The following is a 20063-nucleotide window of genomic DNA, read 5'->3' on the forward strand; positions in this document are numbered from 1 at the left end:
CCGCAGCCTCTTCGTCTGTCCACTTCTTGGGCGGCCGCGCGATGATGCCAGAGGGAGGAGACCCATGACGAGCCTCGAAGAAATCAGCCATCGGCACGATGACAAGGTCAAGACGGAAGCAAGTCGCGTTCCGGCCGGCTCGCCTATCCTCGAGCTCAAGGGATTGCAGAAGCGCTATGGCTATGTCGAGGCGCTGAAACCTGCGACGATCACATTTCTGGCGGGTGAGATTCATGCGATTGTCGGTGAAAACGGAGCCGGCAAGTCGACGCTCATCAAGCTCCTGACTGGCGTCATCAGCAGGACGGCCGGGGAGATATCCTGGTGCGGCCATCCGGTCGCCCTTGCCAATCCCAATGAAGCGATCGCGCGCGGCATCAACGCCGTGCATCAGGAGGTCGTCCTTTGCCCGCATCTGACGGTCGCCGCCAATCTCTTTCTCGGCGACGAAGTCAATCGCTTCGGCCTGATGCGCAAGAAGCAGATGGTCGCTATGGCCCAGACGGTGCTTGACGATCTCGGCTTCGGACTGCCGGCCGCCGATTTGCTGAGCTCTCTCACCATTGGTCAGCAGCAATTGGTCGCAACCGCCCGCGCCGCCATGCGCGGCACGCAATTCCTCATCTTCGACGAGCCGACCGCCTATTTGACGCGCAAGGAATCGGCGCAGTTGTTCAAGCTGATCCGCCGCCTGCAGAGCGAAGGCGTGACGATCGTCTATATCAGCCACCGCATGGAGGAAGTCTTCGAGCTGGCCGACCGCGTTTCCGTGCTGCGCGACGGCACGCATGTCGGCACCCGCCTGATTGCCGAGACCAATGACGACGAACTGATCAAGCTGATGATCAATCGCTCGATCGAACAGATCTACCACAAGGAAGAGATCCCGATTGGTGAACCCATCCTCGAGACGCACGGCCTTTCCGGTCCCGGTTTCGAGGATGTCTCGCTGACTGTACGGGCCGGCGAGATCGTTGGACTTTATGGGCTTATCGGCGCCGGCCGCAGCGAGTTCGCGCTCGGCCTCTATGGCCGTCAGCCGGTCTCGGCAGGCGAAATCTATTGGCAGGGTCGCAAGGTCGAAATCCGCAACGAGCGCGACGCGATGGAGCTCGGCATCGCGCTCGCGCCAGAAAGCCGCCGCGATCAGGGGCTCTGCCTCAACCTGCCGATCGGCCTCAACATCAATTTGCCTGTGTTTAAGCGGCTAAGCCGCGGTCCGATCATCGATAACAAAAGCGAGGCTGCTAACGCCGACAAGCAGATCCGCGATCTCAGCATAAAGACGCCCAGCCGGCGAGTCCTGGTTTCCGCCATGTCCGGCGGCAATCAGCAGAAGGTGGTCATCGGCAAATGGCTGAGCCATGGCGCCAAGCTTTTCATCTTCGACGAGCCGACGGTGGGTGTCGATGTCGGCACCAAGGCGGAAATCTATCGGCTGTTCGCCAAGCTGCTTCGCGACGGCGCGGGCATCATCGTCATATCCTCCTACCTGCCCGAGGTTTACGAGCTCGCCGATCGTCTACATGTATTCCGCCGCGGCCAGCTGGTCGCCAGCCATGATTTTCACGCTGCCACGCATGAGGAAGTCCTTGGCGAGGCCATCGGCGTCTGAGCGATAAAAAATCGAAAGAGGAGAACAAAAAATGGTCGTCAACACGACAGAAGGCCCCGCCATTGCACCGCGGCGTAAGATGAATATCCTCTTCAGTCTGACGCTGATCCTGCTTCTGATTGCACTATGGATCGTACTCGGCTTCTCGACAGACGTGTTCTGGACGCAGCTCAACATCACCAACCTGGCGCGCCAGGGGTCGATGACGGCCATCCTTGCGCTTGGACAAACCTTTGTCATCATCACCGGTGGCATCGATCTTTCCGTTGGCGCAATCGTTGGCTTCTGCACCGTCGTCGTCGCCTGGCTGCTCCAGGCCGGGGTTCCGATCTGGGCCGCTATCCTCATTACCTTGCTGTTCGGGGTTCTTATCGGGGCATTCCATGGCTTCGGCATCGTGCGCATGGGCTTGCCGCCCTTCATCATCACGCTGGCGACGCTGACCTCTCTGCGCGGCATCGGCCTGCTGATCACCAACGGTTCGAGCATCAACATCGTCAACGACGCTTTCACAAATTTCGCCGTCGCGGATTTTCTCGGTATTCCGAGCCTGTTCTGGATGGTGATCGTGGTAGCAATTCCAGCCGTCGTCTTCCTGCATTTGAGCCGTTGGGGCCGTTATCTTTTCGCCGTCGGCTCCAACCGCGAGGCGGCGCGCCTGTCCGGCGTCAACGTCAACGGGATGATCTATTTCGCCTATATACTGTCTGGAACCTGCGCCGCCTTGGTCGGTGTTCTGCTTGCCTCGCGTATAGCCATCGGCAATGCGACCCAGGGCGATGGGTGGGAACTGCAGGCGATCGCATCGTCGGTTATCGGCGGCACCAGTCTGTTTGGCGCGATCGGTTCCGTCTATGGCCCGCTGATCGGCGCCTTCATCCTGGCGACTATCAACAACGGCGCCAACCTGTTGAACCTGAATTCCTTCTGGCAGCGCATCATCACCGGCGTGCTGATCATCGTGATCGTCTATTTCGATCAGTTGCGCCGCCGGCGACTCTGAAGATATTCGACACCGGCTATTGCTGGGGTGGGCGGCAATCCGGGCGAGATCGTCTCGCCTCGATTGCCGCCCACTCTATTTTGTTAGTTGAAGGTCACTTCGCGGGTCAGTCTGGAATCCCAGGGGCACCAATGATTTCCAGGGAGGAAGGCACCGCCGGCTTCGTCAAGATGATCCTCGACATAGACCATGTTCGCATCGCAGACTTCGATGGCCATCGAGAAGAATCGTATGGTCTGTGGGTCCAAGTGAAAGCTGAACCTCGGATTGTAAGGCTGAGTTCTCTTGATGATCCTGCCATGGACATGAATTTCATTCTGCTCCTCGCCGGAAAGAATCTTCAAAGCATGGTCGATCGTCTGCTCATCCGTCAACTCGATGATGAATTCCTGACCTGGTGACGAGGGTTGTGTAAAGGCAAAATAACGGGGCACGGTGTTTCCTCCATATCGAGTTGAAAGGATGCTGGATCAAGCTGCTTCCGGTCATGGAAGCCCCCGTTAATTAGTTGACCCTAAATGAACTTCAACCCACAGATTTTATTGGGTTTTGTCTGATTTCTACAGCAATCGCCGTAAGGAATTGGCCATATCGAACGGCCGATGGTCACACCACGCGAAGCAAATGCACTCTGCGCCGCCGGCAATCCGATCAAATCGTCGGGGGGATCGTTTTTCGCGCGAGTTTTATCGCCCCAGAGCCAAGCCAAAGGCGCCGTCAGGCGGCAAGTTAAGGGCATGGCACCCTGCTCGTCCGGCCAATGACAGCCTGCTCCGGTTCAGCAGCAGACTTGCCTTGTCCATCACACCGGTGATGGGCGCGCTCTTTGCCAACTCAGGCCCTTCAAGAGACCACGCAATGGCTTCTCGACCAATTCATAGGCACAGATGCCCAGCAGCACGCCTGAGACGAGACAGATGAATGTTGCGACATCGGAGGGTAGCTCCGTGCGCGCCATCAATTTCATCACCACCGAAATCGCCAGCGTGTGCCAGAGATAGATCGAGTAGGAGGCGTTGCCGAGATAGGTGAGCAGCGGAATATCAGGCAGCTTTCCGCTTCGCTCCAGCGATACCGTACCAAGCACCAGCGCCAGAGCGAGCGGTCCGCAGGTCAGCTCGTTGAATTCGAGATGCAGGAGCTGGATAGCGGCAAAGCCCGAGAGAGCGACGACGATCAGGGCAAGCCCAAGGCCGGCCTTCGGTATTGTCCCGGACAGCCATAGCTCGGCAAGGAGGATGCCTGCGACGAACTCCAAAATGATCGGCCGCGTGTAGGTGAGGAGCAGCGGCGATTGCGGGCTGAAGATGACGCCGGCGATCACGAAGGCAGCGAAGACGCTGGCTATGCTGAAGAGTCGTATGCTGCGCGACAGGAGCAATGCCGCACCGAATATGGCATAGAAGAACATCTCGTAGTTCAGCGTCCATCCCTGCACCAGCACCGGCCAGATCATGCCATTGCTCGGCGAGCGCTCCGGAATGAAAATCATCGAACCCAGAATATGACCGGTCGTCAGCTTCATGTTCGGAAACAGACCGGCGACTGCCCCAGCGATCATGATCGCGGTAACGATCCAGTAGGACGGGGCGATGCGCTGAACGCGATCAAACAGGAACCGCCAGGGCGTGACAGGCCGCCGCTCGCTGATCGTCCACATGATGAAGCCGCTGATGACGAAGAAGACATCGACACCGGCTGCGCCGATCTGGAAATGGCCGCCGCTGCGCTCTGCCGCATGGAAAAGGACGACCGCGAGCGCGGCGATGGCGCGAAGATATTGGATGCTATAAAGAGTTTTCATCTGCTGGCCTGAGCCTCCCAGTTTGCAGGCGGCCCAAGTTCCATCCGATCATCGGAGACGAGCGGAGCCATGCGTGGCGCTTGCGCCTTCATCGTCAGCTTGCCCGCGATGAAGTACAGCAGGAACGAGCCGACCTGGTAGGGATTAAGAATATCGATCTCGACGAAAGCGCGGATCAAAAGCAGCGTCGCCAGACCGAACAGAACATAGGATTCATCGTTTCTGAGGTCGTTGAGAAACCGCTTGAGGTGGCCGATAACCGCCGTCAGCAATATGGACACCAGCAAGAAGACGCCGATCAGGCCGGTTTCGACCGTGGTTTCGATGAAGGTATTGTGGAAATGGAAGCCGGCGCGGGAGGTGATGTAGAATTCCTCCCACAGGCGTTCCGGCTCGGAGAAGCCTTGTACCCAATAGGCCTGATAGCCGATCCCAAAGAAGGGATGCATCGTGGCGGCGGCTATTCCCTGTTGCCAGAGATAGGTGCGGCCGGTCAGTGTCGAGTCCTTGCCGAAGGCGCCGAGCACGAGATCGACGGCACCGAGATAGACGCCGGCGACGACGAGAATGATCCCGGATATGGCCGCGGTGGCAAACAGCTTTTTGCGCTGCTTTGGCGACAGGAACAGGATGACGCGCATGCCGATGCTAAGCATCACGACCAGCCCGGTAACCAGCACCGACGTTGCCGATTGCGAGGCAAGCAGACAGTAGGCAGCCATGAGGCCGACGACGCCGGCTCCAAGCAGCCAGATACGACGCTCACCAAGGATGAAGACGGCGGCGAACGCAAAATAGATCCCGAGCGAGGCATAAAAGCCGAGCTGGTTCTTCGAGTCGAAGGCGCCGACGAAACTATAGGTGCCGTCGATCGCATCGAGGGCATAATAGCCGAACAGCATCGAATAGAGCAGCACGATACTGGTGCCGGCTATGGCGCCGCGCGTCAATGTGCGGATATCGAGCGTACGCACGGCGATCAGCGCGCAGATGATATGCGTCATATACTGGATTGCGGCGCGGGCGGTGACCGGCGGCACCACCGACCAGAAGATGGAGAGGCAGGTGAAAACGCCGAATGCAAAGATCCAGAGCTGTTTTGAGTAGCTGCCAAGCACGCGGCGATAATCGATCAGCACCAACGGAAACCACAGGGCGTAATAGACGAGAATGGCAGCCTGCCCAAAGCGGGAGGAATAGGCGAAGGCGAAGAAAGAAAGCGCAATCGCCACCATGCCATAGGTGGCGTTGCTGCCCGGATGAATAAAGGTCGATTTGCGGATCCGCATCGACTCTCCTTATCGCATGGCTAGACCGGCACTCACCTTGATGAGATCACCGGGCAGCACCAGGGTATTTTCCTGGGCCGGGATTTCCTTCGCCTGACCATTCTCATCCCGTATGATGGTATAGACGATGTTCACGCCCTGCCCGCCGGCATCGATATTGCTGGCGTCCGCCGATTGCGCGACCGCCTCCTGCATCAACGCCTGGCTGGTGGAGAGCTTGAGCTGCAGGGTTTCCAACTGGGTGTCGGTGTCCTGCAGATCCTGCGCGAGCGAATTCTGCCAATCGTTGCGCACCGTATTCGCGTCCTGATCGGCCTTGCTGATGCTCTGCTTGGCGTTCAGCGATGCCGTGTCGGTATCCAGCAGGTTGGTCTCCACGTCGGACGCGCGCTGTTCGGCCGAGATCCTGCGCGAGGCAAGCTCCAGCCCCCGTTCCGCCAGGCTCTCGACCTTGTCGCGGTCCGCCTTGGCGAGATCGAGTTGGCGGCTAAGCGTATCGGTCTTCTTCGCCAGCGCCTCGACTTCGCTTTGCAGCAGCACCTTGAGATCCGCCAACGCCTGCAGCTGCGTTTTCATACGCACGCTACGCGTCTTCATCAGAGCCTCTTCGCTGGCGAGCAGGTCGGCCGATTGCGGCATTTTTTGAAGGTCCGGCGAAATGTCGATCTGATCCTTGCCGGCGACTTCGGCCAAAAGACGCGCCTGGCGCATCAGCAACCGGCCACGTTCTGCCATGAGGACGACCGCATCGCCCTTGGCATTGATGAAATCGCGCGCGAAGCGTTGGCCAGCCTCGGCGCGGTGCATGCCGCCGCCCAGGCTCACCGCCTTCAGAACGGTCAGGTTGGGTACAAAAGGATATGAACCCGGGTTCTGGACCTCGCCGGAGAGATAGATCGGCCGGAATTGTGAAAGCTCCACGGAAGCAGAGGGCCGATCGCGCAGACCGAACTGCTTCTGCAACCCAAGGCCGATCGCTTCCGCGATCTCATCCGTCGTCTTGCCGGCGGCCGGCATGTCCCCGATGAAAGGAATGGAAACCGAACCGGAAGGACCGACCGTATAATCACCCGACACTACCGACCAGTCGCGAATCGTGCCTTCTGCCGTCTGCCATTCGGCGACGCGAATGCTCAGTTTGTCCATGACGCCCAGGTGATATCCGGGAAGGCTATCGGCACGGGCATTGCCTGATACCACGCACAGGCTGAAGAGGACGAGAGCAGCGCAACGAAAAGGTGTAGTCGCGCCAACGAGCCTACCAGAAGGCTTAATTTCAATCATGCAGGATCTTCCCTGTTATTAGATCGCAGCCCCGCATGTGCGGGGAAACCGCAGGAACCTTCCCCGCGGTATCTGCTTCGTCGTCAGTAGCTGCCGCGCGAGAGGCAAACCGCAGGAATGGTCTTGGCGATAATCATCATGTCGCTGCTGAGTGACCAGTTTTTGACATAATGCGTATCGAAGGCCACGCGGCTTTCGTAGGAGACGTCGTTGCGGCCGCTGACCTGCCACAGACCCGTCAGGCCGGGGCGAGACTGGAGGTAGTAGATCGCGGAGGTTTCGTAACGCTCGAGCTCGTCCTCGACGACAGGACGAGGACCGACGACACTCATTTCGCCGCGGATGATATTGATGAGCTGCGGCAGTTCGTCGAGGCTCAGTTTACGTAGCACCGCGCCGACGAGGGTGACGCGGGGGTCGTTTTGCAGTTTGCGCGTTGCGCGCCATTCGTCCATCGCCCGGGGATTGGCCTGCAGATAGGCCTGCAGCACCCTGTCGCCATCGACGACCATGGTGCGGAACTTCAGGCAACCGAAGGTCTTGCCGTTATGACCAATACGACGATGGCCATAAAAAATCGGGCCCCGGTCCGAAAGCTTCACCAGGAGCATGAGCATCAGGAAGAGGGGGCTGATGAGGATCAGCCCCATCAGGGCGGCTGTAACGTCGAATCCCCTCTTGAGGATTCCACCCGTTGGCGGAAAGACGTCGCTTTCCGTAGCGCTGAAAAAAGCCGATGTGGCCGATCTCGTCGCAGACTTCATAGAGATGACTCCATTCATGTTGGCGAATTGGTCGGAAATGTCTCGGACGCGTAGTTAGTGCAGTGCAGCGAGGAGTGTAGGATGGGATTGGGATTTTTTAAGCCAATTTTTTATGGCAATGCCGATTCACGGTACGGTTCTACCGCCAACGTGATCGAAGCCCTAGGTTCAGCCACCCAAAAGGCGACGACATTGCAGTTTACCCACTGTATAAATCCCAAATAAATCGCCACTTACGCTTCATCATGCAGTGTAGTATAATGTTAAAGTTAGATTTATCGGATATTATTCCCTTATATATCCGAAAGAAACTTTCTTCACTCTTGAGCATTCCTGAAAATTCCTGACTTCCGACTAAAAATATTGCGATGCAACAAGATGTTGCGATGCACATAACGCTCGAGACGGCAACCGGACTTTGTAATAAAAGTTGATTGAATTGTTTAAAATCTAAATCGATCGCACTAATCGATTAGCAGTACGAAATTGTATGTGAATTTTTTGCGAACAACTTTTAAGGGAGTCCCGGGAGGAGAAAAAAGATAATGAATGCAATTGTACGCATTGTGGAGGAGTAGTTTTAACGGGCGCGACATAGGATCCGTATCAATTCGTAACGCATTGTCGTCGCTTGGTTGAATCTAAATGAATCATAAAATATATTTGAGTTCTGGGTCTACTGAGGGAGGCAAGACCTTGAGTACTTTTAGTCAGATATTCCTGGGGAGGAGGTAATGTCCATGTACGCACCTCGCGTCTTCATTAGCATGGCGGGCACGCTGGCCGTATTCGCCATTGCGACTTATTTTCTGACGCATTCACTTTCGATTACCTTGATCGAAACTGCGATTTGCGCGGTCCTATTACAGATCGGTTACTTCGCGGGCGTTCTTTTCCTGGTGTGGAAAGAACGCAATGCGAGACATGCGTTGTTGAATGAAGGCTCGGCTGCAATGCCGGTGCGTGAAGGTGACAAGGTTAGCGGCCTGCCCGCTGCCAACCTCAATCGTTCCGAACCCTTCAACCCTTGACGCCGCCGCCTGGCGCATCTTTTGGTGATCATGTGGTTGCCGGATGGCTGTTGTCGTCCTAAGTCTCCAACAGAACCATGGAGGCTGACTTGATCGACAGTGCCGAAAACAATGTCTGCGTAATCATTGCCGCGAAGAATGCCAGCGATACCATCGGTCTCGCCGTGGCTTCGGCGTTGCGCGAGCCGGAAGTGGCCGAGGTCGTCGTCATCGACGACGGCTCGACCGACGGCACGGCTGCCGCCGCGCGTCAGGCCGATGATGGCAGCGGCCGCCTGATCATCCAGGAATTCGAGAAAAATCGTGGTCCGGCAGCCGCACGCAATCACGCGATCGAGATTTCGCGCGCGCCGCTGATCAGCATCCTCGATGCCGATGATTTCTTTTTTCCAGGGCGTTTCAAGCCGCTGCTTGCGAGCGACGACTGGGATTTCGTCGCCGACAACATCGCCTTCGTCGATTCCGATACGGTTTCGACTGCCTATACCATGCTCGATCACTTCGATCCGAAGCCACGCTTCCTGGATCTGGTCGCCTTTGTCGAGGGCAATATTTCCAAGCGCGGTGTCCGGCGCGGCGAGATCGGCTTCCTGAAGCCGCTGATGCGCCGATCGTTTCTGGATAAGCATGGGCTGCGCTACGACGAGGCGCTGCGTCTCGGCGAGGATTACGACCTCTATGTGCGGGCGCTCGCCAAGGCCGCGCGCTACAAGATCATCCATAGCTGCGGTTATGGCGCCGTGGTGCGCAGCAATTCCCTGAGCGGCCAGCATCGCACCGACGACTTGCGGCGGCTTTACGAGGCGGACCGGGCTATCCTTGCGGCCGGCGGCCTTTCACCAACCGACGCGACAGTCATCCGCCGCCACGAACAGCATATTCGCGGACGGTACGAGCTACGGCATTTTCTCGATATCAAATCGAAATCGGGCATGGGGGCAGCGGCCTCCTACGCCCTGGGCAAGCCAAGTGCCATTCCAGCCATAGCCGGCGGTATTTTCGCCGATAAGACCGAGCGTTTTCGCAAGGGTGGCAGCGCGCCAATCGCTCATTCGGGCGCAAACGGCCTGCGTTATCTCCTGCAGGCCGTTCCCGAATAATTTGCAGGCGCGTCAGAAGTAGTCGCGCTTGACGCTTTCAATCACCGACATGAAGCGCTCCTTGCGACCGGCAAGGGCCGCGTCGGTGCTAAGCTGTGGCTTAGCCTTGCTCGCTTGCCACAGCGCCAGCGCCGAGGGTACGGCAAGCGCCTGTTTCGCCATCACGCGCAGCGTGGTCTGCTGCGGGTCGGCCAGCACGGTCTCGCCATGCCGCTGCTTCTCCAGTTCACTGGCTGCCTGCTCGTCGCGTTCGAAACCGACGCCCCAGAAACGGGCGCCCTTGGCGATCGCTTCAGCGCGGGTGGAAACAGGAATATGTTTCGGCGCGTAAGTAACCCCGAGAGAGTGAGCCCAATCGTTCCATTTGAAGCTGTTGATCGCCCGCGATGTACTGACGGCGATCCACGGCACGCGGAAGGCATCGGCAAGGATCGCACCATGCATGGATTCGGCGACGATCAGCTCGGAGGTGGCGATCTCGCGGATCACGGCCTTCGCCTCGCCGCGCGGGTCGAGATAGGAAAGACCGACGGTCTTGCAGATATCCTGCCAGAGCCCGGCTCCGGCCGACTCCCAATGCGGCACGAAGGTGTGGCGCTTGGTCTTCGGCAGATTTTTGAATTCCGGCATCTCGGTGACCATGACGGCCGGATCGATGATGCCCATATCCGCGGGAACACCGACTTTTTCAGCCGTCAGCGGGCCGCGGACGCAGCGGATATCCCATTTGCTCCTGTCGCTCATGTCAGGAAGCGTGCCATAACCGAAGCCACTGCCGATCACGAGCTTCTGGCCATCAGGCGGCAATAGCGACGTGTTCAGGACGGTGCCGACACCGACCAGCAGTGTTTCTTCATGAACGTCACGCAGGCCGGGGAGTAGAAAATCCCAGAGCCAGAGATTGAGATCGTCACCGAAATTGCCATGGGTTGATTCCCAGTGGAACGGCTTCATACAGGACTCCTTGCTGATCTAGACCGTAGCTGCGCATGCATTGGCTCTAGAATGTGGCATGAACAGCTTTGCTGCAGTGCGAAAACTAGGGCGTAAACTTGCCCGCGGCAAGCCGCATCGCACTTTGCAATATGCCTGGGTCACGCCATGCCCATTTTGCAAGTAGCCCAAGTTGTGGCAATCGGCGACGGCGCAACTGGCGGGCCTGGCTCCACAGCGCCTGCTGACGGGCGCGGTTTTTGTAGGCGCGAATGGTCTCGATGTCCTGCGGCCGCCGCAAAAACCGCTCTTCCAACGTGTTGAGCGCTGTCCAGGTATTGAATTGCTGGCGCAAGAACTGCGGGGAATCATTGTCGATGCTGTGAAAGATGTTCATGCCCTCGCCACGCAGGGCTCCGGCGTCTTCGCAAAGCAGCACTCGCTTGGCCGCCAAAATGCAGTCGCAGAAAAACAGCAGATCCTCGGCCGCCAGCCGCAGTGCGGCTTCGAAGCGGATTTTTTCAAACAGCGGTCGGCCGATCACCATGCAGGAAAGGTGCAGGAAGCCCCAGTCCTTCAGCATCTCGCTGGCGATATTCGGGATTTCGATGACCGAGGGTGTATCGGAGAGACGCACGGCATTGGGCAATTTCGCCAACTCTTCCATGCCGAAATGATAGGAAAACCCCTCGCCGCCGCTGATCGAGTCCCAATAGCAATCGGCATCGTGGCGCGTCAGCGCCTCAAAAGCGTTGCTCAGATGCTCCGGCGCCCATTCGTCATCGGAATCGAGAAAGGCGACGAAGCGGCTTGCGGCCGGCACGTTATCGAGGCCAGTATTGCGCGCGCCGCCCGGGCCGGCATTGGCTTGGCGGATGACAGTAACGCGTGCGCGCTCGTGGTCTCCGAGCGATTGAAGTTCACTTTCCGCCGAAAGCGGCGACTCATCATCGACGACAAGGATATCGAAATCCTGAAACACCTGCCTAGATATCGACCTCAATGCGCGCTGCAGAATGCCTGTCTGTTTCTGGTAGAAGGGAATAACAATCGTAATTGACGCCATTTTTCCGCCTTACGTTTTTCAACAAAGAGTTTGCGACCTCCTCCCAGGGTCGCGGCCATGCATTTTTTCGACAATCTCCATCGCTGATTACAGCCGCTCCCAAGAGATAGGATGTCGCAATGACCTCAACAGTTAGTGTCCGTTCGATAACGAACAATGTCGGATGGAGCGTTTTATCGAAGACAAGTACATTTGGATTGAAATTTGTGACCGTGCCGATCCTGGCGCGCATCCTCACGCCTGAGGAATTCGGTGTCGTCGCCGTGGCACTGACGGTGGTGCAATTTCTCTCCATGATCGGCGGCGCCGGGCTCACCTCTTCTCTCGTTATCCAGGAGAAGGAGGACATGCTGACTATTCACTCGGTCTTCTGGGTAAATCTGGCCGTATCGACGCTGATGGCCGTGGTTCTCTTCGTATTCGCCGATTTCTTCGCAGCATTGTTGGGCGCCAAAGAGGCAGCCCACCTGTTGCGCATCATGGCTTTCATGATCCCCATCCAGCTTGCCGCCGATGTCGCCTATTCGATCCTGGCGCGGCGGATGAATTTCAGCAAGGATGCGGTCTGGAGCATGATTTCGGAGTCCTCCGGCGCGCTGGTCGCGGTCGGTCTGGCCTGGTTCGGATTTGGTGTCTGGTCGCTCGTTGCCCAGCTTTTCGTCTCCGGTACCGTGCGCCTTGTCGGTCTCTACGCCGTCTCCGGCTACTTCCCCCGGTTCGCCTTCTCCTTCAGCCGCATCAAGGGGCTGACGAAGTTCTCCTTCGGCATGATGGGCTCGGAAATCGCCAATTTCGTCACCTTCCAGTCGCCGATGGTGATCATCGCCCGCTATCTTGGCCTAGCCGATGCCGGCGCCTATTCCGCCGGCAACCGCTTTGCCAGCATCCCAAACCAGGTCGTGCTCTCGGCGGTCATGGGCGTCTTGTTTCCGGCTTTCAGCCACATGATGCATGACCGCAAGCGCCGGTCGGACGCGCTGATGCTCAGCACGCAGGTCACAACGGTGCTTCTGGCGCCGATGATGTTCGGCCTGTGGGCCATCGCCGAGCCGGCCATGCTGGTGCTGTTCGGACAGAAATGGGCCTATGCCTGGCCGGTGCTCGGACTGCTGGCGCTCTCCAAAGCGATCCTGACGCCCTGCAGCACCTTCATTCCGTATCTGAAGGGTGTCGGCCGTGGCAATGTCCTGTTCTGGTCGGCTGTCGTGCGCGCCATCGTCACCACCGCCGCCGTCGCCTACGGGGCAATGACCGGCGATCTGATCAACGCCATGGTCTGGCTCTGCATCGTCAGCGTCATCACCTTGATCTTCTATTCCTGGGCGGTTTTCCGTGCCGATGGCACGCCGTTTTTCCAGGGCCTCTATGTCAGCAACCGGCCGATGATCACTGCGCTTATCATGGCGCTCATCGTTCGCTTCATGCTGGATCATCTGAAGGTGGCGATGCCGAGTGCAGTCCTGCAGATCATCGTGGGCTCGGTGGTAGGCGGCGCAATCTACCTCGTTTTCGTTCTGCTGACGGAGAGAGCGCTTGTGCGCAAAATCCTGGAACTCGTTCGTTCACGCAGAATGCCAAAGGCAGAAGCTCAACCTGTAGCTGAATGATTCTGCCACGTTTTCTTAGAGAACTTGCACCGCTGCCGCATTCTGATCACGTTTGCTCACGGATTCTGTGGCGGTGCAAAAAAATGTTCACCTATTGCGAAAAAAACAACGTCGGCGCATCATCGCGTTAAAGATCGTTTCACGAATTATTTCAGCGTACTTAAATCCTTTTAATACCAGGGACTTCCATAAATATCGCGCACCGGAATCACCTGTTTCATCGCCGTTTTTGCCCCGGATTTGCGGCTGCTGGGCGCCATTCGCTGTTGTTTTTTGCTGCACTGCCATATTTCTTTTCGTGAGATCGCCCTAGGTTATGCGTGTGGGCTCTAGTCTGCTCTGGTTGAAACGGTCGCGAGGGGGGAGCGACCTGGAAAAGGGGTGACGGACATCGTGAATGTGACTGCCAACGTGTCTTCGCGGATAAATCTCATGCGTATCGTGCTCATCTCGGGCATCATATTTGTGCATATCCCATTCGATACGGATTCCAGCCCGTTCAACGGTGCATATGGGCTCTTCGATTGGTTCCGGGTCTTCCTGCGCGATAGTCTCTTTCGCGTCGGCGTTCCCTGCCTCAGCGCCATTTCCGGCTATCTTCTTTTCCGTCACGGCACGGCAAAGCTCGACTATGCCAAGACAGTTCGCCGCAAGGCGAAGACCGTTCTCCTGCCCTTCTTATTGTGGAACAGCGCTTTCTTCCTGTTCGTGCTCGCCCTGCAATACTTCGGCATCGGCGACGGTTTTCTGCCTGATCTTTCGAGCGCCAGCCCGCGTACGCTGTCGACGCTGCTTTTCGCTATCGAGGGCACACCGATCAACTTGCCCCTCTATTTCCTGCGCGATCTCTTCGTCTGCATCCTGCTGTCGCCATTGCTGGCGATGCTGATCAGCCGTTTTCCCCTGTCGACCCTCGTGGGCTTGCTGCTGCTGGCGGCGTTGCCGATCCCGCTCGGCATCGTGCTTCGAAATTCGATCCTCTTCAGCTTCGGCTTCGGCATCTATCTCAGCCTCTACCGTGTCGACCTGACGATCATCGACCGGTATGCCGAAGTGATCGGGCCGGCCTTCGTCGCCCTGGCGGCAATGTTGGCCACGGCCGCCTACCTCACCGGCCCCAAGCTTCCACTGTGGCTCGAAATAGGCCGCAACCTCATGGTGATCATTGGCATTCCCGGTTTCTGGGCGCTGTCGGCAATCTTCATCAGGAGCCGGCTCGGCCAAAGCCTGGCGGGAACCGGCGGCCTGAGCTTCTGGGTGTTCTGCGCCCATTACCCGCTGCTGTTCTGCCTCTGGGTCCTCTGGAACCGCGGCGGCAGCGAGATCTATCCGATCTTCTATCTCCTGGCCTCCGCCATCACACTGATGGTGCTGCCCCTGACCAACGGCCTGGCGCGTTCCGCCCTGCCGGCCATCTACAACCTGTTGACTGGTAGCCGCACACGGTCGCGTGCGGAGACCCCGGCGATCGCCGAACGTCGGCAGGCGACTTCAGAGCAAAGGTGACACATGACGAAAAAGACCGCCCATGCGCGCAAACTTAGCCTTGTTTCACTGGCCATCTTGAGCGCCGGCTTAGTTCCCAATGTGGTTTCCGCACAGGAAGACCGGCCGAACGGCACCTCCTTCGTCGACAATTTCGACAGGATCGACAGCAGTCGCTGGTATATTTCCGACGGCTGGAACAACGGCCCGCACCAGAACTGCACATGGTCGAAGAAGCAGGTCAGCCGCCAAGACGGCATGCTGCAGCTTCAATTCACCCAGGGTAAGACCGGTGAGCGCGACTATGCCTGCGGCGAGATCCAGACCACCAAGCGTTTTGGCTACGGCACCTATGAGGCAAGCTACCGTACCGCCAGCGGCCCCGGTCTCAACTCGGCGTTCTTCACCTATATCGGTCCGACCGACAAAAGACCGCATGACGAGATCGATTTCGAGGTTCTCGGCAAGAATGCGGGGCAGGTCCAGGTCAATCAGTACATCGCCGCCAAAGGCGGCAACGAGAAGCTGGTTCCGGTCCCCGGCGGCGCCGATCAGGGCTTCAACGACTATGCCTTCGTCTGGGAGAAGGATCGGCTCCGCTATTATGTGAACGGCCAGCTGGTCCAGGACGTTACCGACCCTTCGAAGATACCAACGCATGCTCAGAAGATCTTTTTCAGCCTCTGGGGCACGGACACGCTGAGCGGCTGGATGGGCAAGTTCGCCTATGGCGGCAGCCCGGCAACCATGCAGATCAAGCGCGTCGCCTTCACCGCGGAAGGCGACAAGTGCCAGTTCCCGGAATCGATCGCCTGCAAGCTGAACTGAACCGGTCCGGCTGCGACACAAACGAAACGCCTGGCTTCGACCGGGCACGAAAACGGAAGTCTGAATGCTGCATATTCTCTACTTCGTCCACGATCTTGCCGACCCCGCCGTCCGCCGGCGGGTGTTGATGCTGCAGGCGGGCGGAGCACGAGTGACATTGGCGGGCTTCCGGCGTGACGACAACGCGCTAGCAGCCGTGCACGGTATCGAGCCGATCGAGCTCGGACGGACGCGCGACGCGCAATTCACGCATCGCATCGCGGCCGTTGCCAAGTCCGCGCTGAAATTGCGCGGCTTGTTGCGTTCGGTCCAGAAGCCGGACGTCATCATCGGCCGCAATCTTGAAATGCTGGCCTTGGCCAATCGGGCGAGATCGATCTTCGGCGGCGATATGCCCGTTGTCTACGAGTGTCTCGATATCCACCGGCTGCTGCTGCGCAAGGACACGCTTGGCGCCGCCCTTCGAGGAGTGGAGCGTCATTTCGGAGCGGACGCCGCATTGCTGCTGACCAGTTCGCCTGCCTTCGTCGAGCGTTATTTCCGCCCTCGCTCCGGCCTCGATCTGCCGATCGTCCTTCTGGAGAACAAGGTTCTGGCGCTCGATGGCCTTGACGATACGGTTGCTCCCTCCCCCCGGTTACCGGCCAAGGACCAGCCCTGGAAGATCGGCTGGTTCGGCGCGCTTCGCTGCCGTAAATCGCTGGCGCTGCTCGACGAATTTTCGCGCCGAATGGACGGACGTTTCGAGATCATCCTGCGCGGCCGGCCGGCCTATTCGGAGTTCGACGACTTCGATGGCATCGTGCGCGACGCGCCTTTCATGCATTTCGGCGGCCCCTACAAGAACCCAGAGGACCTCGCGACCATCTATGGCGAGGTACAGTTCTCCTGGGCGATCGACTTCTTCGAAGAAGGGCTGAATTCGAGCTGGCTGCTGCCGAACCGGCTTTACGAAGGCGGCCTTTACGGCGCCGTGCCGATCGCGATGGACGGAACCGAGACTTCACGCTTCCTGGCGAGCCGAAAAATCGGTCTAGCGCTCGACAAGGCGAACCCCGCGCATCTCGTAACGCTCATGAGCGACATGAACGAGGAACGCTATCTCGCCGCTTTCGACGCCGTGGCCGCGCAGGAGCGCAGGCAATGGATGACCGATCGCGCCGATTGCCAGGGACTGGTGCAGCGGCTCGCGTCCCTGACCCGCACCAATGAGCAAACCGCCGAATTACAGGCACTCCCACAACTGCATCGCAATAGAGGTGGATTGCAATGAAAACTGGAGACCCCAAGCATATGCGTTGCCTGATCGTCATCCCCTGCCTCAATGAAGAAAAGCATATCGAGCCGCTGATCGCCAAGCTCGGTGGTGCTCTGGACGAGCTTGACGCCAGGATCGTTGTTGCCGATGGCGGCAGCACGGACAGGACGCGGGAGATCGTCGGCGAGATTGCCGGGGCCGATCCGCGCGTGCTCCTGCTCGACAACCCGAAGCGGCTGCAGAGCGCTGCGATCAATCTCGCCGTCGAAACCTTCGGCAACGAGTACGACTATCTCATTCGCATCGATGCCCACGGCGACTACCCCGCCGATTATTGCCAGAGACTGGTCGAAGAGGCCGACGCGACCGAAGCGGATTCAGTCGTTGTCGCCATGCGTACCCAGGGTTTCAGCGCCTTCCAAAAGGCGACGGCGGTGGCGCAGAACTCCAAGCTCGGCAATGGCGGCTCGAAGCATCGCGAGGGCGCCAAGGGGCATTGGGCCGATCATGGTCATCATGCGTTGATGCGCGTCCCCGCCTTCCGCGCCGTCGGCGGCTATGACGAGACCTTCAGCCATAACGAAGATGCCGAGCTCGACTACCGGCTGCGCAAGGCCGGCTATCGCATCTGGCTCACCGACAAGACGACGATGACCTATTATCCGCGCGCCAGCATTCCAACGCTGTTCCGGCAATATCTCGGCTACGGCCGCGGCCGCGCACGCAACATTCTCAAGCATCGCAGCATGCCGAGCGTTCGGCAGATGTTGCCGCTGGCCGTCGTGCCGATCTTCATCGGTGCTTTCCTCGCCATCCTCAACTGGATCGCGGTCATCCCCATCGGCCTGTGGGCCTTTGCCTGCATCGCCTACGGTTTCTGGATCGCGCTTGGTCAAAAGAACCCATACGGACCGCTTGCCGCCATATCCGCCATGGTCATGCATTTCGCCTGGTCGATGGGCTTCTGGCTGGAAGTCCTGAAGTTCCGCGGACGCAAGGTGGTGTCATGACGCAAAGCCTTGAAAGCCCACGCGTGAAGATCGATATCGCCGTGTGCACCTATCGTCGCGCCGAGCTGGACCAGACCCTGCTATCGCTGGCAGTCTTGACCGTGCCGACCGGCGCCCTCGTTCGCATTATCGTTGCCGACAACGACGTGACGCCGAGCGCGCAAGATCGCGTCGATGCCATGCGCGCGGCCCTGCCCTTCGAGATTGCCTATGTGCATTGCCCGGCTTCGAATATTTCCATCGCCCGCAACGCCTGCCTGGAACACGCAACCGGCGATTTCGTCGCCTTCATCGATGACGATGAGACTGCTTCTGAGACTTGGCTGACGGAATTGCTGGTGACCGCGGATACGACCGGGGCCGATGCGGTTCTCGGCCCGGTGCGAGCCGTCTATCCGAACGTCGCACCCAGCTGGATGCGTCGGGGCGATTTCCATTCGACCCTGCCTGTCTGGGTCGCGGGCGATATCCGCACCGGCTATACCTGCAACGTGCTTTTGCGGCGCAAGGCACCTTCGCTTGCCGGTCGTCGCTTCAACCTTGCGCTTGGACGCAGTGGCGGTGAGGACACGGAATTTTTCGCCCACATGCACCAGGCGGGCGGGCGCATCGCCTTTGCCGAGGATGCCCTGGTCTATGAGCCCGTGCCGAGCGGGCGTGCCAAGCTGTCGTGGCTTTCGAAGCGGCGCTACCGCATGGGGCAGACGCATGGGCGGATGCTTCTGGAGGGAGCGGCAGGCCTCGGCCGCTGGAAGGCAATCGCGCTTGCCGGCACCAAGTCCGCCTACTGCTTCGCCGCCGCCGCGCTTCTTTCTCCTTTGCCGATACAGCGTCATCGCTACGGCCTGCGCGGCATCATGCATGCGGGCGCCGTCAGCGGCCTGTTCGGCGTTCGCGAAATCGAACAATACGGAAATCTGGAGAAAGCGCCGCAATGACGGATTTCATCCCTGATGTCAGTTTCGTCATCGCAGCCTATAACGCCGAGGATACGCTGGAGCGCGCCATCGACAGCGCGCTGGCGCAGGGAGCGGTCAGCATGGAGGTCATCGTCGTCGATGATTGCTCCAGCGACAGCACCCCGGACATCGTCGGCAACCACCCCGACCCTCGCGTGCGCCTCGTCGCCATGCCCCGCAACGGTGGCCCAGGTGCTGCGCGCAACGCCGGACTGGATGCGGCGCGCGGCCGCTGGGTGGCCGTGCTCGATTCCGACGATGCACTCCGCCCGGACCGCATGGCGCGGCTGATCGCTCGGGCCGACAAGGCCGAGGCGCAGATCGTGATCGACAATCTCGATGTCATCCGGGGTGAGAACGAGGCCGTGGGCGCCATGTTCCCCGAAGCCATGCTTGCGCGCATGCCGCTGCTGACGCTCGCGAAATTCATCACATCGAACATGATTTTCCAGTCCGAGCATAATCTCGGCTACACAAAACCGGTCTTCGAGCGCGCCTTTCTGGAAAAGCACCGCCTGCGTTTTGAGGAAACCCTCCGGATCGGCGAGGACTACATCTTTCTCGCCTCGGCCCTGGCCAGGGGCGGCGTCTGCGCGGTCGAGCCGACGGCAGGCTATCTCTATTATATCCGCGACGGGTCGATCTCGCGGGTGCTGAAGCAACAGCATGTCGAAGCCATGATCGCCGCCGACGCCAAGTTTTTTGCCGAACATCCTTTTGGTGCCGCCGCCCTCGCCGCACAGCGACGACGGACGCGGAACCTGAAGGACGTATTGTCCTTCCTGACGCTGATCGACAGCCTCAAGGATGGCGCCCTACCGACCGCGCTGAAGATTGCATGCCGCAATCCACGCGCGGTTCGCCACCTGCGCATGCCGATTGCAGCTCGCTTTCGTCGTCTCGCCGCCTCTCTTCGGGGTCGTGGCGAAACAACCGTCCTCACCGGCGGTGAAGTGGCTGCGGCCCCGCAAATCTCCTCCTCCCTTCCCAGTTTGGGCGCAGGCCCTCACTCTAACAAAGGATAGAG

The 20063-nt window shown here is 58.9% G+C and carries 19 protein-coding genes; 11 read left to right on the forward strand and 8 right to left on the reverse strand.

Going from position 1 to position 20063, the window contains the following annotated elements; translation table 11 throughout:
- The first annotated feature begins 64 nt into the window (after positions 1-64).
- Both PMI03_RS08325 and PMI03_RS08330 read left to right on the forward strand, forming a co-directional pair.
- Complete coding sequence (locus PMI03_RS08325) at positions 65-1615, forward strand: sugar ABC transporter ATP-binding protein (RefSeq protein WP_007691900.1); 1551 nt, start codon at positions 65-67, stop codon at positions 1613-1615.
- A gap of 31 nt (positions 1616-1646) precedes the next feature.
- Positions 1647-2618 (forward strand): ABC transporter permease, encoded by a 972-nt coding sequence (locus tag PMI03_RS08330; RefSeq protein WP_007691903.1) that lies wholly within the window; start codon positions 1647-1649, stop codon positions 2616-2618.
- 83 nt (positions 2619-2701) lie between these two features.
- Here the strand turns inward: PMI03_RS08330 and PMI03_RS08335 are convergent, their stop codons facing one another.
- The 5 genes from PMI03_RS08335 to PMI03_RS08355 all read right to left on the reverse strand — a co-directional run bounded on the left by PMI03_RS08335 (position 2702) and on the right by PMI03_RS08355 (position 7759).
- Positions 2702-3052, reverse strand: a complete 351-nt coding sequence (locus PMI03_RS08335; RefSeq protein ID WP_007691905.1) for a hypothetical protein — start codon at positions 3050-3052, stop codon at positions 2702-2704.
- A 368-nt stretch (positions 3053-3420) separates the two neighbouring features.
- Positions 3421-4422, reverse strand: coding sequence for an acyltransferase (locus tag PMI03_RS08340; protein ID WP_007691906.1), 1002 nt, complete (start codon positions 4420-4422; stop codon positions 3421-3423).
- Positions 4419-5711 (reverse strand): O-antigen ligase, encoded by a 1293-nt coding sequence (locus PMI03_RS08345; protein WP_007691907.1) that lies wholly within the window; start codon positions 5709-5711, stop codon positions 4419-4421. Before PMI03_RS08345 ends, PMI03_RS08340 begins: the two co-directional genes overlap by 4 nt.
- Positions 5712-5720: 9 nt before the next feature.
- Positions 5721-6995, reverse strand: coding sequence for a polysaccharide biosynthesis/export family protein (locus PMI03_RS08350; protein ID WP_007691908.1), 1275 nt, complete (start codon positions 6993-6995; stop codon positions 5721-5723).
- 83 nt (positions 6996-7078) lie between these two features.
- On the reverse strand, positions 7079-7759 hold the full coding sequence (locus PMI03_RS08355) for a sugar transferase (RefSeq protein ID WP_007691909.1): 681 nt from the start codon (positions 7757-7759) through the stop codon (positions 7079-7081).
- A 740-nt stretch (positions 7760-8499) separates the two neighbouring features.
- Here PMI03_RS08355 and PMI03_RS08360 point away from each other — a divergent pair.
- Complete coding sequence (locus PMI03_RS08360) at positions 8500-8790, forward strand: exopolysaccharide production repressor protein (RefSeq protein WP_007691911.1); 291 nt, start codon at positions 8500-8502, stop codon at positions 8788-8790.
- Between the two features lie 89 nt (positions 8791-8879).
- On the forward strand, positions 8880-9890 hold the full coding sequence (locus tag PMI03_RS08365) for a glycosyltransferase family 2 protein (protein WP_007691912.1): 1011 nt from the start codon (positions 8880-8882) through the stop codon (positions 9888-9890).
- Positions 9891-9902: 12 nt separating this feature from the next.
- Here the strand turns inward: PMI03_RS08365 and PMI03_RS08370 are convergent, their stop codons facing one another.
- Together PMI03_RS08370 and PMI03_RS08375 are read right to left on the reverse strand one after the other, a co-directional pair.
- The gene (locus PMI03_RS08370) at positions 9903-10844 is read right to left on the reverse strand and encodes a polysaccharide pyruvyl transferase family protein (protein WP_007691914.1); all 942 of its coding nucleotides are present in this window, start codon (positions 10842-10844) and stop codon (positions 9903-9905) included.
- An 85-nt stretch (positions 10845-10929) separates the two neighbouring features.
- Positions 10930-11889: a glycosyltransferase family 2 protein gene (locus tag PMI03_RS08375; protein WP_007691917.1), complete on the reverse strand. Its 960-nt coding sequence runs from the start codon at positions 11887-11889 to the stop codon at positions 10930-10932.
- 119 nt (positions 11890-12008) lie between these two features.
- Between PMI03_RS08375 and PMI03_RS08380 the strand changes: the two genes are divergently transcribed.
- On the forward strand, positions 12009-13496 hold the full coding sequence (locus tag PMI03_RS08380) for a lipopolysaccharide biosynthesis protein (RefSeq protein WP_007691918.1): 1488 nt from the start codon (positions 12009-12011) through the stop codon (positions 13494-13496).
- A gap of 87 nt (positions 13497-13583) precedes the next feature.
- On the opposite strand, the gene PMI03_RS31575 is transcribed toward PMI03_RS08380, so the two are convergent.
- Positions 13584-13784: a hypothetical protein gene (locus PMI03_RS31575; RefSeq protein ID WP_309574340.1), complete on the reverse strand. Its 201-nt coding sequence runs from the start codon at positions 13782-13784 to the stop codon at positions 13584-13586.
- 144 nt (positions 13785-13928) lie between these two features.
- On the opposite strand from PMI03_RS31575, the gene PMI03_RS08385 reads away from it, so the two are divergent.
- The 6 genes from PMI03_RS08385 (at position 13929) to PMI03_RS08410 (ending at position 20061) form a co-directional block, all read left to right on the forward strand.
- On the forward strand, positions 13929-15002 hold the full coding sequence (locus tag PMI03_RS08385) for an acyltransferase (RefSeq protein ID WP_007691920.1): 1074 nt from the start codon (positions 13929-13931) through the stop codon (positions 15000-15002).
- A gap of 3 nt (positions 15003-15005) precedes the next feature.
- Entirely contained in the window at positions 15006-15809 is an 804-nt protein-coding gene (locus PMI03_RS08390) for a glycoside hydrolase family 16 protein (protein WP_007691922.1), read from the forward strand.
- A gap of 64 nt (positions 15810-15873) precedes the next feature.
- The gene (locus PMI03_RS08395; protein WP_007691923.1) at positions 15874-17082 is read left to right on the forward strand and encodes a hypothetical protein; all 1209 of its coding nucleotides are present in this window, start codon (positions 15874-15876) and stop codon (positions 17080-17082) included.
- Positions 17079-18077, forward strand: a complete 999-nt coding sequence (locus tag PMI03_RS08400) for a glycosyltransferase family 2 protein (RefSeq protein WP_007691925.1) — start codon at positions 17079-17081, stop codon at positions 18075-18077. Before PMI03_RS08395 ends, PMI03_RS08400 begins: the two co-directional genes overlap by 4 nt.
- Entirely contained in the window at positions 18074-19015 is a 942-nt protein-coding gene (locus tag PMI03_RS08405) for a glycosyltransferase family 2 protein (RefSeq protein WP_007691927.1), read from the forward strand. The genes PMI03_RS08400 and PMI03_RS08405 overlap by 4 nt, the downstream gene beginning before the upstream one ends.
- Positions 19012-20061 carry a glycosyltransferase family 2 protein gene (locus PMI03_RS08410; protein ID WP_007691929.1) on the forward strand — a complete coding sequence of 350 codons (1050 nt, stop codon included), beginning with the start codon at positions 19012-19014 and terminating at the stop codon, positions 20059-20061. Before PMI03_RS08405 ends, PMI03_RS08410 begins: the two co-directional genes overlap by 4 nt.
- Positions 20062-20063: the final 2 nt, after the last annotated feature.

Origin of the sequence: Rhizobium sp. AP16, assembly GCF_000281735.1 — a bacterium.
Classification (GTDB): Bacteria; Pseudomonadota; Alphaproteobacteria; order Rhizobiales; family Rhizobiaceae; genus Rhizobium; species Rhizobium rhizogenes.

Coding starts and splice junctions, on each gene's coding strand:
- PMI03_RS08325 (WP_007691900.1), top strand. CDS start 65: ATGACGAGCCTCGAAGAAATCAGCCATCGGCACGATGACAAGGTCAAG.
- PMI03_RS08330 (WP_007691903.1), top strand. CDS start 1,647: ATGGTCGTCAACACGACAGAAGGCCCCGCCATTGCACCGCGGCGTAAG.
- PMI03_RS08340 (WP_007691906.1), bottom strand. CDS start 4,422: ATGAAAACTCTTTATAGCATCCAATATCTTCGCGCCATCGCCGCGCTC.
- PMI03_RS08345 (WP_007691907.1), bottom strand. CDS start 5,711: ATGCGGATCCGCAAATCGACCTTTATTCATCCGGGCAGCAACGCCACC.
- PMI03_RS08350 (WP_007691908.1), bottom strand. CDS start 6,995: ATGATTGAAATTAAGCCTTCTGGTAGGCTCGTTGGCGCGACTACACCT.
- PMI03_RS08355 (WP_007691909.1), bottom strand. CDS start 7,759: ATGAAGTCTGCGACGAGATCGGCCACATCGGCTTTTTTCAGCGCTACG.
- PMI03_RS08360 (WP_007691911.1), top strand. CDS start 8,500: ATGTACGCACCTCGCGTCTTCATTAGCATGGCGGGCACGCTGGCCGTA.
- PMI03_RS08370 (WP_007691914.1), bottom strand. CDS start 10,844: ATGAAGCCGTTCCACTGGGAATCAACCCATGGCAATTTCGGTGACGAT.
- PMI03_RS08375 (WP_007691917.1), bottom strand. CDS start 11,889: ATGGCGTCAATTACGATTGTTATTCCCTTCTACCAGAAACAGACAGGC.
- PMI03_RS08380 (WP_007691918.1), top strand. CDS start 12,009: ATGACCTCAACAGTTAGTGTCCGTTCGATAACGAACAATGTCGGATGG.
- PMI03_RS31575 (WP_309574340.1), bottom strand. CDS start 13,784: ATGGCAGTGCAGCAAAAAACAACAGCGAATGGCGCCCAGCAGCCGCAA.
- PMI03_RS08385 (WP_007691920.1), top strand. CDS start 13,929: ATGCGTATCGTGCTCATCTCGGGCATCATATTTGTGCATATCCCATTC.
- PMI03_RS08390 (WP_007691922.1), top strand. CDS start 15,006: ATGACGAAAAAGACCGCCCATGCGCGCAAACTTAGCCTTGTTTCACTG.
- PMI03_RS08395 (WP_007691923.1), top strand. CDS start 15,874: ATGCTGCATATTCTCTACTTCGTCCACGATCTTGCCGACCCCGCCGTC.
- PMI03_RS08400 (WP_007691925.1), top strand. CDS start 17,079: ATGAAAACTGGAGACCCCAAGCATATGCGTTGCCTGATCGTCATCCCC.
- PMI03_RS08405 (WP_007691927.1), top strand. CDS start 18,074: ATGACGCAAAGCCTTGAAAGCCCACGCGTGAAGATCGATATCGCCGTG.
- PMI03_RS08410 (WP_007691929.1), top strand. CDS start 19,012: ATGACGGATTTCATCCCTGATGTCAGTTTCGTCATCGCAGCCTATAAC.